This is a genomic window from Actinoplanes italicus, assembly GCF_003001815.1.
In the GTDB taxonomy this organism is placed as follows: domain Bacteria; phylum Actinomycetota; class Actinomycetes; order Mycobacteriales; family Micromonosporaceae; genus Actinoplanes; species Actinoplanes italicus.
On record NZ_PVMZ01000009.1, the window covers coordinates 135,446 to 151,889 of the forward strand.

Sequence of the window (16,444 nt, forward strand, 5' to 3'; positions counted from 1 at the left end):
CATCAACGTACATGCGACCTTTCTCTGCTTTAGCCTTATTGCGGACATAGCACCCACCGACTCGCCGTAAGGGAGCCGCCCGTGGCGACAGTGATGGTCGTCGACGACGTGGCCGCCAACCGGGACATCGTGCGCATGCTGCTCGGGTTCCGTGGACACGATGTCATCGAGGCGCACGACGGGGCGGACGCGCTCCGGCTGGCACACACCCACCACCCCGACGTGGTGGTCTCGGACGTCCTGATGCCCGGCATCGACGGCCTCGAGCTGGTCCACCGGCTACGCGCCGACCCGGATCGCGAGGCCGCCCAGGCTCCGGTGATCTTCTACACCGCCAACTACCTCGAACCGGAGACCCGCCCGATCGCCGAGGCGTGCGGGGTCAGCCAGGTGGTGCTGCGCTCGCAGGACCCGGACGCGCTGCTCGACGCCATCGACGTCGCCCTGGCCGGAGGACCGGTCAGCGTCGACCTGACCCCGGCCGAGGACTTCGCCCAGGCGCACCTGCACGCGGTCAACGCCAAGCTGATCGAGAAGGTGCGGGAGTTGCACGACACCGAGCGCCGGTTCGAGGCCATGGCCGTGGCCTCCCCGGTCGGTATCGGCATCATCGACCGGCACGGCAACGCCGAGTACGTCAACGAGCGCCTCACCGAGATTCTCCAGATGCCGATGGACGACATCGTCGGTCCCGGCTGGCTCTCCTGCCTCGACGACAACGCCCAGGACACCGCGCTCGCGCTGCTGCACGGCGCCGGCCAGGACACCGAGATGCGGTTCACCCACCGGCTCACCCGGCCCGACGGCAGCGCGCGGTCACTGCGTATCCACGTGCGCCAGACCCACGACGAGGACGACGCCCTGACCGGCGGCGTCCTGATGGTCGACGACGTCACCGACCTGGTCCTGGCCGAGAAGCGGCTGCGCGAGGAGACCCTGCGCCGCCAGGACGAGGCCCGGCACCGCGACGCCGAACGCCTGGACAGCCTGCGCCGGATGGCCGGCGGCACCGCGCACGACTTCAACAACATCCTCGGTGCGATCCTCGGGTACACCAACCTGGCCATCGAGACCATCAACGACGGCAAGGCCGACGGCACGCTGCCGGAGGAGACCGTGGAGGCGCTGCTCGGCGACCTCGCGCAGGTGATCAAGGGTGGAGAGCGGGCCAAGACACTGACCCAGCACATGCTCGCGTTCGGCCGCCGCGAGGTGAATCAGCCCGCCGTCGTCAACCTCAACACCCTGCTGGAGGACTGCGCCGAAGCGCTGGCCACGGCCGCCGGCACCGGCTGCCGGCTCCGGCTCGAACTGCACCCGGACCTGCCCGAGGTCAAGGCCGACCCGGTTCAGCTCGACCGTGCCCTGCACAACCTGGTCCGCAACAGCGCGGAGGCGATGCCCGACGGCGGCGTCGTCACGATCACCACCTCGGTCAACGGCGACGGCGTGGCCGTCGAGGTCCGCGACACCGGCACCGGCATGTCCCAGGACGTGCTCGACCGCGCCTGCGAACCGTTCTTCAGCACCAAGTCCACCACCGGCACCGTCGGGCTCGGCCTCTCCACCGTCCACGGCATCGTGAGCCAGGCCGGCGGCCGGCTCACCCTGGACTCCGAACCCGGCCGCGGCGCCGCCGTGACCCTCACGCTGCCGCCGGTCGCCGGGGCCGTCCCGCCACCACCGCCCCCACCGCGGCAGGCGGCCGCCGACGAACCGGGCGGCGGGGAGACCCTGCTGCTCGTCGACGACGAGGAGGCGGTGCTGCAGGTGACCGCCCGGATGCTCTCCGGCGCCGGGTACCGGGTGCTCACCGCGCCCGACGCGGCCGAGGCGCTGCGCCTGCTGGAACGGCACGGCGGGGAGATCGAGGCGCTGGTCACCGACGTGGTGATGCCCGGCATGGACGGCCGCCAGCTGGCCCGGATCGCGGCCGGCCGCCGGCCCGACCTCTGCATCGTGTTCGTCTCCGGGTTCGCCGAGTCGCTCTTCGACGAGCACGGCAACAACCTCGAACCGGGATCCACCATTTTGCCCAAACCGTTCGACCGGGACAGGCTGGTCAGCACTGTACGAACGGCTCTTCTGGCGACGCAGCGCCGCTGATCGACTAGCATCCTCGGTTCGCCGCCCCTACCCCGAGGAGGCCGGGTGACCACCGCCAGCGATCGTCAGCCGACTGTGAAGGTGCCGCAACAGGCCTCGCCGGCGCACGACACCCTCGACGTGCCGCCGGGGGAGACCCGGCGCGGGCGGCGCGCGCTGCTCGCCGGCGGCGCGGTGCTGGCCCTCGTGGCCGGTGGCGGTTTCGCGGCCCGCTACGCCTTCAAGGGTGACGTCCCGCGCGGTGTCACCGTGCTCGGCGTGAACCTCGGCGGCCTGACCCGCGCCGAAGCCGGCACCGTGCTGCGCGCCCACCTCGCCGCCGACCCGAGGACGTCCGCCGCGGTCCGGGTGCGGGTCGAGAAGAAGAGCGCCACCGTGAGCCCGGCCGCGATCGGCCTGGTCGTCGACGTGGACGCGACCGTGGACGCCGCGTCCGGGGGACGCCCGTCGTTGTCCGGCGGCCGGTCCGTGGCCCCGGTGATCGCCGTCGACGCCGATCTCCTCGACGCGGCCCTGCTCAAAGCCGTGGGCCCGGTCGGCACCCCGATGAGGGCTCCGGCCGTGACCTTCACGGGACTCACCCCGAAGGCCGTCCACCCGGCGCCCGGCCGCGGCCTGGACCCGGAGCGCTCCGCCGAGGCGGTCAAGGCCGGCTGGCTCTCCGGCGAGCCGGTCACCGTCCCGCTCGTCGAACTGCGACCCGCCACCACCGCCGAGGAGGTGGACCGGCTGGTCGAGGAGGTCGCCCGGCCGGCCGTCGCGGCCCCGCTCACGATCACCTCGGAGAAGGGCACGCTCACCGTCCCGCCGGCCGCGATCGCGAAGAGCCTCGTGCTGACCGCCGACCGGACCGGGCTCATCGAGCCGCGGTTCGACCCGAAGAAGCTGCGGGCCTCGGTGGCGTCGAGGCTCGCCCGGATCGAGGTGGCGGCGAAAGACGCGTCGTTCACGTTCGCCGGCGGAAAACCGAAGATCGTCGCCGGCGCCGACGGCCGGGGACTCGACCTCGCGGCCCTGGCGCCGGATCTGCTCACCGCGGCGCGCAGCAGCGACGCGCGTACCGTCAAGGCATCCCTGACCACCGCCGCACCCGCCACCTCCGTCGCGGACCTGGAGAGACTCGGGGTGAAGGAGAAGGTCTCGACCTTCACCACCAAGTTCACCGGTGGCCTGTCCTCACCGCGCAGCCAGAACATCGTGACCGCCGCCAAGCAGGTCCGCGGGGCGCTGGTGCTGCCCGGGAAGACGTTCTCGCTCAACCGGCACACCGGTGAGCGCGGTTACGCGCAGGGCTACAAGGACGCGCCGGTGATCGTCGGCGGAGACCTGCAACCGGGGGTCGGCGGCGGCGTCTCGCAGTTCACCACGACGCTGTTCAACGCCACCTACTACGCGGGGCTCGAGGACGTCGAGCACAAGCCGCACTCCTACTACTTCGATCGCTATCCCGCGGTCATCGAGTCCACGATCTTCTGGCCCGACCTCGACTTCCGGTTCAAAAACAACACGCCGTACGGCGTGCTGATCCACACCGCCCACACCAGCGACTCGATCACCGTGTCGGTCTGGAGCACCAGGGTGTGGGACAAGGTGACCACCGAGTGGAGCCCGCGCCGCAACATCACCTCGCCGCAGACGATCACCAAGCCGGACGGGCCGGACTGCATCGCCACCAGCGGGCTGATCGGCTTCACCCAGGACGCCTGGCGGCTCTTCCACAAAGGCGGCAAGGTCGTCCAGCGGGAGAAGTTCACCTGGAAGTACGACCCCGAACCGCGCTTCATCTGCGGGGCTCCCGCCTGAGGACACCGAAACCCGCGGTGATGCGCTAAGCAGAGGGCATGAGTGACCTCAGGCTCAACCGCAGACTGCTTCTCACCGCCGGGTCCGGTGTGCTCGGCGTGACCGTCCTCAATACTGTGACCGGCTGTTCCGACACCCCGAAGGGCCCGGCGAAGAGGCCCGCCAGTTCCGCGGTCCCGCCCGCACCGGCCGCGAGCGGGAACGTGACCGGGGACTGGCGCCGGGTCGACCTCGAATACGTCTCCGTCTACCTGCTGATCCGCGGCGGCGAAGTGGCCGTGGTGGACACCGGCAACCCCGGCTCCGGCGAGTCGGTCGAGCAGGGCCTCACCGCGGCCGGCCTCAAGTGGGACGCGGTCAAGCACGTCTTCCTCACCCACCAGCACCAGGACCACGCCGGTGGGCTCGCCGAGATCGTGCCGCGCGTCCCGGCCACCCTCTACGCCGGGGTGGACGACATCTCGTCGATCAACGCGGGCGGCAAGACCCTGAAGCCTGTGAAGGACGGCGACGAGGTCTTCGGGCTGCAGATCATCGGTACGCCCGGACACACCCTCGGCCACGTGTCGATCTTCGAACCGGGCACCGGCGTGCTGGTGGCCGGTGACGCGCTGCGCAACCTCAACGTGCTCGAGGGCGCCGCGCCGCTCTACACCGCCGACCAGACCCAGGCGGACGCATCGGTCAAGAAGCTCGCCGGTCTGGACGTGCGGGCCATCCTGCCCGGCCACGGCAAGCCGCTCACGGTCGGTGCACGGGAAGCGTTGCAGCAGCTCGCGGCGCGACTCTAAGACACCCCGTCCGGCAACCGGGTTGCTCTCCACGACGGCGATCGTGGTGGGGTGAGCTCCTCGGGGGAACGGATTCGCGGCCGGTGGCTGTTGCTCGCCGGTGTGCTCCTGGCGTTGGTGACACCGGTGCTCGGCGACACGGAACGGCAGGTCGCCTACGTGGTGGTCGCCGGAACCGCGCTCATCGCCGTCCGCAACGGGGTGCGCCGGAACCACCTGGCACGCCGGCAGGCCTGGTGGCCGGTGGCGGGCGCGATGCTCTGCAGCGTGCTGGCGAACGGGGTCTGGGGCGCCGGGATGGCCGCGGGACTGCCCGTGCCGGATGGGCTGACCCTCGTCGACCTCGTCTACGTGGGCATGTATCCGCTGCTCGCGGCCGGTCTGCTGGCCATGTCGGACAGCCGGGCCGGCTCGCGCTGGGCCGGGCTCACCGAGGCCGGCATCATGCTCTGCACCGGCGCCGTGCTCATGTGGGTGCTGCTCTACGACCCGTTCGTGATGGACCGCGGGTACTGGGCTGGATCGGCGTGCGCGCTCGCGTACCCCGCCCTCGATCTTCTCGTTCTCGCCGCCGCCACCCGCATGGTCGTCGCCAACGGCCGTCTGACCTGGCCGGACCGGCTCCTGCTGGCCGCCGTCGCGGTGCTGACCGTCGCCGACGTCTCGTACTTCCTCGCCTCCGCGGCCGGTGGCTCCTGGGCCGGGCCCGGCTGGACCGCGTCCGGCTGGGTGCTCGCCTTCCTGCTGATCGGCCTCGCCGCGCGGCATCCGCAGGCCGCCGGGCCCGTCCCGGAACGCCGCCCGCGCCGGCTCGCGCCGGTCGGCAACGTCGTGCTCGTCATGGTCGGCCCGGTCGGCACCGGATACCTGCTGATCAACAGGCACGACATGGTCGATCTGTCGGTGCCGCTGATCGCGACGGCGTTCACCGCACTGCTGCTGGTGCTGCGCCTCACCCACACCACCGGTCTGGCCGCCCGGCGCGCCGCAAGCCTCCGCGACGCCCTGCACGAGCAGGCCGAACTGCAGCTCACCCTGTCCCATCAGGCCCGCCACGACACGCTCACCGGTCTGCCCAACCGCACCGAGCTGGAGGAACGGCTCACCGTCCCGGACGGCGGCGCCCTGATCCTGGTCGACCTGGACGGCTTCAAGGACGTCAACGAGCGGTTCGGGCACCCGACCGGCGACGACCTGCTCGTGTCGGTCGCCGGCCGTCTCCGCGGCCTGATGACCGGCGACGGCGAGATCACCGCCCGGCTCGGTGGCGACGAGTTCGCGCTCCTGCTCCCCGGCGCCGGGCCGGTGGCGGCGACCGCCGTCTGCGAGGAGGTGCTGGCCGCGATGCGTACGCCGGTCCCGGCCGGCGGGCAGCCCCTGCACATCACGGCGAGCGCCGGGATCCGCGTCTTCGGCCCGGCGGCCGACCCGGTGCAGGTGCTCAGCGACGCCGACCTGGCTCTGTACGCGGCCAAAGCAGCCGGCAAGGACCAGGCCGCCGTCTTCGACGTGGCCATGCGCCAGGAACAGGCCGACCGGATCCGCCTGCTGGAACGCCTGCGCGGCGCCGTCGACGCGGCCGAGTTCGCCGTGCACTACCAGCCCATCGTCAACCTCGACGACGCCCGCCCGGTCGCCGTCGAGGCGCTGGTCCGCTGGATGCCGCCGGGCCGCTCGCCGATCGGCCCGGACCTGTTCATCCCGGCCGCGGAGGACAGTGGCCTGATCGTCGCGCTCGGCGAATGGGTGCTGCGCCGCGCCTGTGCCGACGCGGCCGTCTGGCACCGGCAGTGGGGCACCACGGTCACCGTCAACGTCTCCCCGCGGCAGCTCGCCGACCCGCACTTCACCGTCAAGGCCCTCGCGGCACTTCGCGCGAGCGGTCTGCCGGCCACCGCGCTCACGCTGGAGATCACCGAAGGCGTGCTGGTCCGGTCCGGCGCCCACGCGGCGCAGGCGCTGTTGCATCTCTCGGCACTTCGGGCGGAGGGTGTACGGGTGGCGATCGACGATTTCGGCACCGGCTACTCGTCCCTGTCCTACCTGCGTGACCTGCCCATCGACGTCCTGAAGATCGACCGCTCGTTCATGCCGGCCGACGACGCCGACATCCGGCAGGCCGTCCTGGTCCGGGCGATCGTCGACCTGGCCGCGGGGCTCGGCCTCACCACCGTGGCCGAAGGGGTGGAGACCCGTTACCACGCCGACCTGCTGCGCGACCTCGGCTGTCACCGGGCCCAGGGCTACCACTTCGCCCGCCCGATCCCGGCCGGCGATCTGACCGATCTGCTGTCCGAGGACGCAAAAGTTCAGGTGCGCCCGGTCACGGCCGATGAGCACAGTGACGCCGGACTCGGAGTGAGTGTCAAGTGACGGATACGGGGCTGACCGGCCTGGAAGTGGTCGACGAGCTCGGCCGTGGCGCGTTCACGATGGTCCACCGGGTCCGCCGCGGTGACCGCTGGTACGCCGTGAAGCGCCCGCTGGCCGACGCGAGCGCCTACCCCGAGATCCGGACCGAGTTCAGCCGCGAGGCCGCCCTGCTCGCCTGCATCGACAACCCCGGTGTGGTCCGGGTGCACGCGGTCGGCGACCTCGACGGGGTGCCCGCCCTCATCTTGGACCATCTGGCCGGTGGTTCGCTCACCGATCAGCTCGGCGGTGGTGTGCTCGCCGAGGAATGGGTGGTCGCGATGGCCGCCCGCCTGGCCCGTGGCCTGGCCGCCGCGCACCGTCTCGGCCTGGTGCACCGCGACATCAAACCGGGCAACATCATGGTCGGCCCGGACCAGCCGGCCACCCTGATCGACTTCGGGCTGGCACAGATCGGCGCCGAACGCGGTGACACCGACGAGGCCGTCGGCACCTTCCTGTACACCTCGCCGGAACAGTCCGGCATGCTCAAACGGCCGGTCGACGGCCGCTCCGACCTCTACTCGCTCGGCGTCGTCCTCTACGAGTGCCTGACCGGCCGGCTGCCGTTCGAGGCCGACGACGTCGGTGAGCTGCTCCGCCTGCACCTGGCCGCCCCGGTCCCGGACCTCGCCGAACTGCGCCCCGGCATCGACCCGGCCCTGCAGGCCGTGGTGAACAGGCTGCTCGCCAAGGATCCCGACGACCGCTATCCGGACGCCGCGGCACTGTTGGCAGACCTGCGCGGCTGCCCCGGCGGGGAGGCCGCCGGACAGGGCGCGGTCACCGGCTGGCCGCTGCGCGGGCGCTCCGAGGAGACCGGCCGGCTCAGCCGCCGCTGGGAACGGGCCCGCGCCGGACAGGGCGGGGTCGCCGTCATCCGCGGCGCCGCCGGATCCGGCCGCACCCGGCTCGCCGAGGAGGTCGCCGCCGAGGCGTCGGCCGCCGGGCTGCCGGTCTTCTGGGCCACCTGCCGTCCCGACGAGGCGACCCCGCTGGCAGCCGTCCGCGAGGCGGTCGCCGCCTGGCAGGCCGGGGCCCGCCGGTTGAGTCCCGAGCAGCGCGCCGCCGTCGATCAGATCATCGCCGAGGCCGCGGCCACGGCTGGACCGGGACTGCTCGCCCGGCTTTTCGGCGACCTGGTCCCGGCCGTCTCCGGCGAACCCGCGCCCGGCGGCGACGAACACGTGCTCGGCGCCGGAGCCGTGTTCCTCGGCGAGCTGGCCACCCGCTCCGGCGGGCTGCTGCTGGTCGTCGACGACGCTCAGCACCTCGACTCCGGCACCCGCCAGCTCATCGAGAAGCTCGCCGCCGAGCTGGCCGGACTACCCGCCCTGATCCTGTTCACCGTCCCGGACGGCGCCGGCGATCCGGCCGCCGGCATGGACACCGGCGGTGCTCTCGAGGTCACCTGCGCGCCGCTGCCGGCCTCGGCCGTGGCCGACGTGATCGCCTCCCGCCTGCCCGGCGCCGAGGTCCCCGTCGACCTCGTACGGCACGTGACCGCCCGTACCGACGGAACGCCCCTCGCGGTCGTCAGCTACCTGCTGCGGCTGCTCGACGCGGGTCTGATCAGCCCGTTCTGGGGCACCTGGCGGCTGGACCAGCGCGGCGCCGACGCACTGCCACCGGTCGCCGACGTGCGCGACCTGATCGCGGCCCGGCTCACCGGCCTGCCCGCCGAGACCCTGGACTGCCTGACCGTCGCCGCCGCGGCCGGCATCCGGTTCCGCCCGGAGACGCTGTTCGTGCTCGGCGAACCCGACCGTGTGCTCGGCGCCCTCGCCGCCGCGGCCGACCGGCACGTGCTGGAGTCCCGCCCCGGCGGCTGGTACGCGTTCGTCCACCCGCAACTGCGTGACGTCCTCCTCGACCGGGTCGACGCGGACGCCCTGCGCCGGATGCACGCCGACCTGGCCCGCGCGCTGGAAGGACTGCCCGAGGACCTGCGCGACGACGGGCACGCGTACGCCGTGGCCCGCCACCACCGGCAGGCCGGTGACGCCGCCTCGCCCGAGGACCGGCGCCGCAGCGCCGCCACCGCCGGCCGCCGCGCACTCGCCGACCAGGCCCCGGCCGAGGCGATCGGCTACCTCACCGATGCGGTCGCCGACGACCCGGCACCCGACAGCCGGCTACTGCACGCGCTGGCCCGGGCCTACCTGGCCGGCGGGCGGCTCGACGAGGCCGACGCGGTGCTCGACCGGGCCCTCGCCGCCGAGACCGACCGGCTGCGGCGGGCCCTGCTGCTCACCACCCGCATCGAGCTGCACCACACCGTCTGGGACGACAGCCGGGCGCTGGAGACGGCTCGGGCCGCCCTCGCCGAACTGCGCCGGCCGGTGCCCGGCGCGGGACTGATCGCCCTGATCCAGACTCTGTTCATCGCGATGGCCGGTGCGTTCGTCAGGCGTACCGGAATCGGTCGGGGAACCGCGAGCGGCCGGGACCGGGAGACGCAGGCCGCGCTCGCCGCCGTCCTCGACGCCGGCGGCTACGCCGCAGCGGTCGGCATGCGCCTGAAGGAGGCGGGCATCTTCGCGTTGCGCGCCATGTACGCGGTCAACCGGCTCGGCCCGTGCCCCGAGTACGTTCGCGTCTACAGCCTGATCGGCTACGTGACGGCGATGATCAAGCTGCGCGGCACCAGCGACCGCTGCCTGAAGCGGGCCGCCGAGGTGGCCGCCGGCCTGGGCGATCCCGGCCTGGGCGCCTATGTGGAGTGGATGCAGGGCTGTGCACTGCTCTTCAGCGGCGCCGACGACGGCAGCATCTGGGAGAAGACGATCACCCGGAACGCCCGCTGGTACGTACCGGCGCAGCTCGTTCCCGGCTACGCCACGCTCGGCCTGCGTTATCTGCTGCGCGGCTACGTCGAGGACGCCGCCCGCGAGTACGAGCGCGGCATGCAGCTCCTCGACGACCAGCAGGGTGCTCTCGGCACCTCGCTCGGCATGCTCACCATCATGGTCCCGGCTGGGCAGAGCCGGTTCGGCGATGCCGCGGCCGCGCTGAAACGGCTGCGTGAGGTGTTCCCGCCGGGAGTCGGCACCCGCGTGCAGCGGGCCAACATCCTCACCGCCGCCGCGTGCGTCCTGATCGAACAGGGCGAGGTCGGCGAGCAACTGCAGAGCGTGTTCGACGAGTTCCACGAGCTGGGGCTGAGCCGGAGCGAACTCATGCCGCAACACCGGTGGATCTACGTCTATCAGGCACACGCCCGGCTGATCCAGTTCCGCTATGCCTCCGACGCCGACCGCCCGGCCCGGCTCGAGGCGGCCGGCAAGGCGATCAAGGCCCTCGGAAAGGTCGGCGGCACCCCGCTGCTGCGCTGCGTCCACCTCACCACCAAGGCGTCACTGCACCTGGCCTCGGCCGATCCGCAGCGCTGCATCAAGGTCGCCGACGAGGCCGAACGGCGGCTGCGCAAGGTGGACGCGCCGTTCATCCAGTACGAGGTGTTCCGGATCCGGGCCCGTGCCATGCGCGCCATGGGGCTGGCCAACGAGGCCGATCGGCAGGCCCGGTTCGCTCTCGGGATGGCGCTGTTCCACGGCTGGGAGCAGCGGCGCAGGCAGACGCGTACCGAATTCGCGGTCGAGGAGGGTGCCGGCACGCATCGCCGGACCGTCGCCGAACGCCGCCCGGCCTCCGGCCGCAACCGCCATCTCGAAGCGTTGCAGCAGGTCGGGACTGCCGCCGCGACCATCCTGGACCCACAGCAGCTGGCCAGCGTCGCCCTCGACGAGATGCTGCGCATCCTCGGCGCCGAGCGGGCCATCTTCTTCCTGCTCGACGAGAGCGGCGAACCGGTCCGCTACGCCGGCCGCGACGTCTCCGGCGAGCTGGCCGAGACCGGCGACTTCGGCGTCAGCCTGGTCCGGCGGGTTGCCGAGACCGGCGAGCCGGTCGTCATCACCGGCACCGAACAGGGCGCCGCCCTCGGTTCACGCAGCGCCGTCGTGCACGGCCTGCGCAGCATCCTGATCGCGCCCGTCCAGTTCAAGGGCCGGCTGGTCGCCGTCGTCTACCTCGACAGCCGCCTCGCCCGCGGCATCTTCACCGACGACGACGTCGCCGTCCTCACCGCCGTCAGCAGCCACGTCGCGGTGTCCCTGGAGACCGCCCGCGCCGCCCAGCTGCACTCCGCCGTCCAGGCCGCCCGTCAGCAGCAGGCCCTCGCCGAGATGCTGCGCGCCAGCCTCGCCGAGCTCACCGCGATCCTCGAGCCCGACCGCCTGCTGCGTCACCTGTGCGGCACGCTGCGGGCCCAGCTCGGCGGAACCGCGGCGTGCCTGATCAGCCCCTCCGGCGACGTGCTCGAGGTGACCGGTCCGGCACCCGCCGAAGCGGTCGGCACGCAGGCGCCCTACTTCGACGTCGAGTCACCCGAGATCCTCGATCCGGAGACCACGGCGGGCGTACGGGAGAGGCTGCTCGGCGGAGCGCCGGCCGCCCTCGTCGTGCCCCTGACCGGACGCGACGGCCCGGTCGGCGTCGTCCTGATCGGTGGCGCCGGCCTCGACGACACCAGCCGGCAGGTCGCGGCGGCGCTGGCCACCCAGGGCATGGCCGCCTACGAGAACGCCCGCCTCTTCAGCCGCGTCCAGGAGCTCGCCACCACCGACGAACTGACCGGCCAGCACAACCGCCGGCACTTCTACGCCATCGCCGGAGCGTTGGTGCAGGCCGCGGCCCGCAACAGCCGTCAGCTCGCGGCGGTCATGCTGGACATCGACAAGTTCAAGGGCATCAACGACACGTACGGCCATGGCGTGGGCGACGAGGTCATCCGTACCGTGGCCGCCCGCATCCGCAGGTGTCTGCGTCACTCCGACGTACTCGGCCGCTACGGTGGCGAGGAGTTCGCCGCGGTCCTGCCCGACCACGAGGGCCACGCCGCCGAACTGGCCGAACGCATCCGCCTGGCCGTCTCCGCCGACCCGATACCCACCCAGGCGGGCCCGCTGCCGGTGACCATCAGTGTCGGCCTCACGAGCCTGACCGCCGACGACACCACCCTCGACGAGCTGCTGGCCCGCGCCGACCACGCCCTCTACCGGGCAAAGGAGTCAGGCCGGAACCGAGTGATGATCGATTGACAGCCCGCCGAGCCGCCGCGCCTACCGCCTCGATCTTGTGAGCTTCAGAGGTCTGTGGTGCTGAAGTGCATGTAGTCCTTGAGGCTCGTCCAGCGGCCGCCCCAGAAGAAGCCCCGCGTGGTGAAAGCGGGCACGACGCCGTTCTCGTGCATCATCCCCGGCCAGTGCTTGTGGCGGGCCAGCCACGTGCGGCTGTTCGGCGGGTCGAGGTAGTCGCCTCGGATCATCGGGTTCTGGCGCGGATTGATGTCGATGGCGCGGCCGTAGGAGTGCTGGGACCACTTGGTGGTTCCGGCGACGAAGCGGCACTCGTAGCCCAGGGTCAGCACGGTTTTGTCGGGGACCACGGCCGGTGGCATCGCCATGATCGGGAACCGCCAGCGGTAGAGGTCCGCGAACGCGCTCTGTGTCGCGGTGGCCAGGGTCTGGTGCATGATCACCCAGCCGTCGTGGGCGCTGCCGTCGAAGCCGAGGTATTTGACGTGGATGCGCCGCAGCTCGGTGGCGGGGACCGGGCATTTCTTGGCCGGGTCACCGTTCGCCTCGGCCGGGGTCACCGTCTCGATCCGGGACCGCCAGGCGGGCAGCGGTGCGTACGGTTCGGTAAGCCGCAGCATGCCGTCGATGCGCAGTGGTGTCCCGGCCCGCACACCGTTCCATTCGCGCAGGTCGGCGACGCGTACGTCGTACCGCCGGGAAATGGATGTCAGGGTGTCGCCGGGCCGGATGATGTACGCCGTGGCCGGAGGCGCCGCCGTGGCCGGTGCCGGGTTGGCGGCCACCAGGACCGCGCAGACGAATGCCGAGAGTGATCTTCCCACAGCGGTACAGCGTTACCCAGAAGTGCGCCCCGTACCGGTGAACCGCCCCAAAGATCATCCGTAGCGGGACGATCGGGATTCGATCCGTCCGTGCCGGGTACGAAGGGGCTGACCGTTTCGCCGGACAGAGGAGGAACAGATGACTGCCGTCGCCAACCCGGCCACCGTTGCCGAGTGCCTGCGTGTGGGGGCCGGCTTTTCGCAGGGCGACCGCAACTGGCTGGTCGAGTTGTTCGGCACCCTGGACGCCAGACTCGCCTCCTTCCACGCCGATGCCACCGAGCTGGAGATCTCCGTCAAGGACCGCGACGCTCGTGGCCAGAAGGTGACGCTGGAGTGCTGGCTCAGCGGGGGCGAGAAGATCGTGACGACGTCCTCGGAGGAGGAACTGCACGCGGCCGTGATGGACGCGCGTGACGACCTGCGCCGGCGGATCGACGACATCCGGACCCGGCGGGAGCCGCGGCACAACCGGCACCTGCGTGAGGTGCCGCAGCCCATGGACATCGACATTCAGTAGACGCCGTTCCGGAAACACGTCAGCCGTACCTCACTCGCAGTGAGGTACGGCTGACGTGTTTCCGGCGTCGGTCAGGCGGCGGGCGCGGGCGCCGGGCCGGCAGGCGGTGGCGGTGAGGCCGCGGCTGGTGGCGAGGACTCGGCCGCTGGCGAGGGTTCGGCGGGCGGGGCCGAGACGGGTGGCGGGGCGTCGGTGAGCTGTTCGCGTATGTAGTTCCAGAGAACGGCGATCATCGCGGCCACCGGCACGGCCAGCAGCGCGCCCACGATGCCGTAGAGGCTGCTGCCCAGGGTTACGGCCAGCAGGACGACTCCGGCGTGCAGGCCCAGCCCGCGGCTCTGCAGCATCGGCTGGAAGACGTTCCCCTCCAGTTGCTGCACCACGATGATGATGGCCAGCACGATCAGCGCGTCGGTCCACCCGTTGGTGACGAAGGTGATGATGACCGCGACGAAGCCGGCGAAGAGCGCGCCCACGATCGGGATGAACGCCGTGATGAAGGTCAGCACCGCGAGCGGCAGGGCGAGGTCGACGCCGAGGATCGCCAGACCGATGCCGATCAGCACGGCGTCGAGCAGGCCGACCAGGGCCTGGGACCGGACGAATGCGCCGAGCGTCTCCCAGCAGCGGCCGGCGACGGCGGGGATGTCGGTGGAGAGCCGGCCGGGCAGCTGACGGCCCAGCCACGGCAGGAACCGCGGCCCGTCCTTGAGGAAGAAGAACATCAGGAACAGCGCGAGCACCGTGTTGACCAGGCCGTTCACTACCGAGCTGACACCGCTGAGGGTGGCCGTGGCGATGCCGCCGACGCTGGACTGCAGCCTGTCGGTGGCGGTGTCGAGGTACCCGCTGACCTGTTCGTCAGTGATCTTCAGCGGCGGCCCGGCCGCCCACTGACGCAGCTCGTTGATACCGGCGACGACCTGGTCGGCCAGTTCGCCGGACTTGGCGCCGACCGGCACCGCGATGCCGACCAGGGTGCCGATCGCGACCAGCAGGAAGAGCAGTGTCACGAGGCTGGCGGCCAGGGCGGGATGCCACCCGTGCTTGCGCAGGAACCGGGCCGGTGGCCAGGTCAGGGTGGTGAGCAGCAGCGCGATCACCACCGGCCAGATCACCGACCAGGCGCTGCCGAGCATCCGCAGGGCCACCCAGGTGGCCAGCAGGACCAGCAGCAGCTGCAGGGAGATGCTCGCCGATTGGCGCAGCGCTCCCCGCGTTCTTCTCGTGTTAAGACCGGTGCCCATGCGATCACCCTAAGGACACCGGGCCCGGGCCGCGCGCCGGGACGCGCGGCCCGTACACGGATCAGAGGTTCAGGGCGAATTTCAGGAGGTCTCCGGTACGGAACTGCCCGGTGGCCGGGGCGATCGGCGCGACCGGACGGAACCCGGGGTTGACCTTGAGGTACCCGCTCTTGTCGGCCTCCAGGATGCCGAGGATGACCTCGGTGACGATCCGCCCGCCGACCGCGCCGAGGCGCTCGCCGGCGTGGGTGAGCTCTGCCTCCTTGAGGATGTAGAACCAGAGCGGCGCTTTGCCCTGCCAGCCCGGGTTCGCCGGGTCGGGGAGTCCGAGCTGTTCGTTGGTGAGCGGGGTGACGCCCATCCGGCTCGCGACGTCCTGTCCGGCGGGCAGTCCGAGCCGGACACCGCGGAGCAGGTTGCGTTCGGCGAGCGACGGGGTGCCGTCGTCGACGACGGTGGCGGGCATGTTGAACAGCGGCAGCGACAGTTTGCCGTCGATGCGGCGAGCGGCGTTGCGCGGGGCCGCGGGCTTGCCGGGTACGTCGAAGAAGTGCCACCAGTCGATCTCGAGCCGGGCCGGCAGCGGCCGGTTGCCACGCAGATCACCGCCCTCCTGACCGAAGATCGCGGCGGCCGAGGTCTGGCCGTTGCGCTGGTTGAGCAGGTACCCGGCCCGGACCATGCTGTGCCCGAAGCGGTACGCGGCGACCGAGTACTCGATCGGCATCATGGGGCGGTGCGGGTTCTTCGGCTTGTAGAACTCGCGTTTGACCTTGCCCTTGTTGTCGAGGTACCGCCCGACCACCTCGGGGCCGGCGATCTTCTCGAGGAAGTCGTGGATGATGATCCATTGGAAGTGCCAGCGGGTCAGCCGCTGGGCCTCGGCCAGGTTCTTCGCGAGCCCGGTCGCCAGGGTGCGGTTGTGGAACTTCGCGAACGCCAGGTGCAGCTGGGCGACGATCAGGTTCTCGTCGTTGCGGGCGTCGCCGATGATGGCGCTGCCGTCGGCGCGGCGGGGCAGGTCGTCGACGCCGTTGGCGTTGCGGACGATCTTCATCCGGGTGCGGTCGGCCTCGTACATGTCCGGGTCCTCGGCCGGGCCGCGGCCGTAGAGCGATCCGAGGTCGAACAGCGGCGTGTCGAAGTTGGTGAGCGCCAGCGGGTCGGCCTGCGCGTCGGCCAGCGGCGTCCGGTCCAGCGTCATGTCGTGGTCGATGAACTGACCGAGGAACGTGAAACCCGCGGGGATCCGTGGGTTGTCCAGGTCGGGGGTGTTCGGTCCGGTGGGCTCACCCATCTGCACGGCCAGCGACTTGAGCAGGTCCTCCGGCGGCGTGTACGCCTCCGTGTTCTTGAACATGATGCCGAATCGGCCCTCTTTGTCGCGGCCGCCCTTGACCGCGATCTCGCTGCCGCGGTTGCCGGCGACGGCGTGCTTCCAGTCGGCGGGTGCGCCGGCCGGGGCGCCGGGTGCGGCGTGCGCCGGGGTGGCCAGGGCGGCGGCGCCGGTGGTGCCCACGGTCGCCGCGACCGCGGCGGTTCCGGCGAGCAGCCTGCGCCGGTCGATGTTCGTGTCAGCCATGGCCAGGAAAGTAGCCAGGTATACGGAGCTTTGCGACATCGCGGGACACGTTCGGACTAA

At 71.7% G+C, this 16,444-nt stretch carries 9 protein-coding genes; 6 read left to right on the forward strand and 3 right to left on the reverse strand.

Annotated features, from left to right (window positions below; genetic code table 11):
* The first annotated feature begins 81 nt into the window (after nucleotides 1-81).
* Genes CLV67_RS22700 through CLV67_RS22720 form a run of 5 tightly spaced genes read left to right on the forward strand, consistent with a single transcriptional unit; the run spans nucleotide 82 to nucleotide 12,214 of the window.
* Nucleotides 82-2,106 carry an ATP-binding response regulator gene (locus tag CLV67_RS22700; protein ID WP_239166444.1) on the forward strand — a complete coding sequence of 675 codons (2,025 nt, stop codon included), beginning with the start codon at nucleotides 82-84 and terminating at the stop codon, nucleotides 2,104-2,106.
* A 45-nt stretch (nucleotides 2,107-2,151) separates the two neighbouring features.
* Nucleotides 2,152-3,909 carry a VanW family protein gene (locus CLV67_RS22705; RefSeq protein WP_239166445.1) on the forward strand — a complete coding sequence of 586 codons (1,758 nt, stop codon included), beginning with the start codon at nucleotides 2,152-2,154 and terminating at the stop codon, nucleotides 3,907-3,909.
* Nucleotides 3,910-3,947: 38 nt separating this feature from the next.
* The gene (locus CLV67_RS22710) at nucleotides 3,948-4,700 is read left to right on the forward strand and encodes an MBL fold metallo-hydrolase (RefSeq protein WP_106321579.1); all 753 of its coding nucleotides are present in this window, start codon (nucleotides 3,948-3,950) and stop codon (nucleotides 4,698-4,700) included.
* Nucleotides 4,701-4,751: 51 nt separating this feature from the next.
* Nucleotides 4,752-7,073 carry a putative bifunctional diguanylate cyclase/phosphodiesterase gene (locus CLV67_RS22715; protein WP_106321581.1) on the forward strand — a complete coding sequence of 774 codons (2,322 nt, stop codon included), beginning with the start codon at nucleotides 4,752-4,754 and terminating at the stop codon, nucleotides 7,071-7,073.
* Nucleotides 7,070-12,214 carry a diguanylate cyclase gene (locus tag CLV67_RS22720; RefSeq protein ID WP_106321583.1) on the forward strand — a complete coding sequence of 1,715 codons (5,145 nt, stop codon included), beginning with the start codon at nucleotides 7,070-7,072 and terminating at the stop codon, nucleotides 12,212-12,214. The genes CLV67_RS22715 and CLV67_RS22720 overlap by 4 nt, the downstream gene beginning before the upstream one ends.
* A gap of 44 nt (nucleotides 12,215-12,258) precedes the next feature.
* Here CLV67_RS22720 and CLV67_RS22725 read toward each other — a convergent pair whose 3' ends face one another.
* The gene (locus CLV67_RS22725; RefSeq protein ID WP_106321585.1) at nucleotides 12,259-13,035 is read right to left on the reverse strand and encodes a M15 family metallopeptidase; all 777 of its coding nucleotides are present in this window, start codon (nucleotides 13,033-13,035) and stop codon (nucleotides 12,259-12,261) included.
* Between the two features lie 139 nt (nucleotides 13,036-13,174).
* Here CLV67_RS22725 and CLV67_RS22730 point away from each other — a divergent pair, with 139 nt between their 5' ends.
* Nucleotides 13,175-13,555 (forward strand): hypothetical protein, encoded by a 381-nt coding sequence (locus CLV67_RS22730; protein ID WP_106321587.1) that lies wholly within the window; start codon nucleotides 13,175-13,177, stop codon nucleotides 13,553-13,555.
* A gap of 71 nt (nucleotides 13,556-13,626) precedes the next feature.
* Here the strand turns inward: CLV67_RS22730 and CLV67_RS22735 are convergent, their stop codons facing one another.
* Both CLV67_RS22735 and CLV67_RS22740 read right to left on the reverse strand, forming a co-directional pair.
* The gene (locus tag CLV67_RS22735; RefSeq protein ID WP_106321589.1) at nucleotides 13,627-14,802 is read right to left on the reverse strand and encodes an AI-2E family transporter; all 1,176 of its coding nucleotides are present in this window, start codon (nucleotides 14,800-14,802) and stop codon (nucleotides 13,627-13,629) included.
* A 61-nt stretch (nucleotides 14,803-14,863) separates the two neighbouring features.
* Nucleotides 14,864-16,384: a peroxidase family protein gene (locus CLV67_RS22740; RefSeq protein ID WP_106321592.1), complete on the reverse strand. Its 1,521-nt coding sequence runs from the start codon at nucleotides 16,382-16,384 to the stop codon at nucleotides 14,864-14,866.
* Nucleotides 16,385-16,444 lie beyond the last annotated feature (60 nt).

Bases quoted from the DNA above. Each gene is read 5' to 3' on its own strand.
- CLV67_RS22735 (WP_106321589.1), bottom strand. From the start codon at position 14,802: ATGGGCACCGGTCTTAACACGAGAAGAACGCGGGGAGCGCTGCGCCAA.
- CLV67_RS22740 (WP_106321592.1), bottom strand. From the start codon at position 16,384: ATGGCTGACACGAACATCGACCGGCGCAGGCTGCTCGCCGGAACCGCC.
- CLV67_RS22710 (WP_106321579.1), top strand. From the start codon at position 3,948: ATGAGTGACCTCAGGCTCAACCGCAGACTGCTTCTCACCGCCGGGTCC.
- CLV67_RS22730 (WP_106321587.1), top strand. From the start codon at position 13,175: ATGACTGCCGTCGCCAACCCGGCCACCGTTGCCGAGTGCCTGCGTGTG.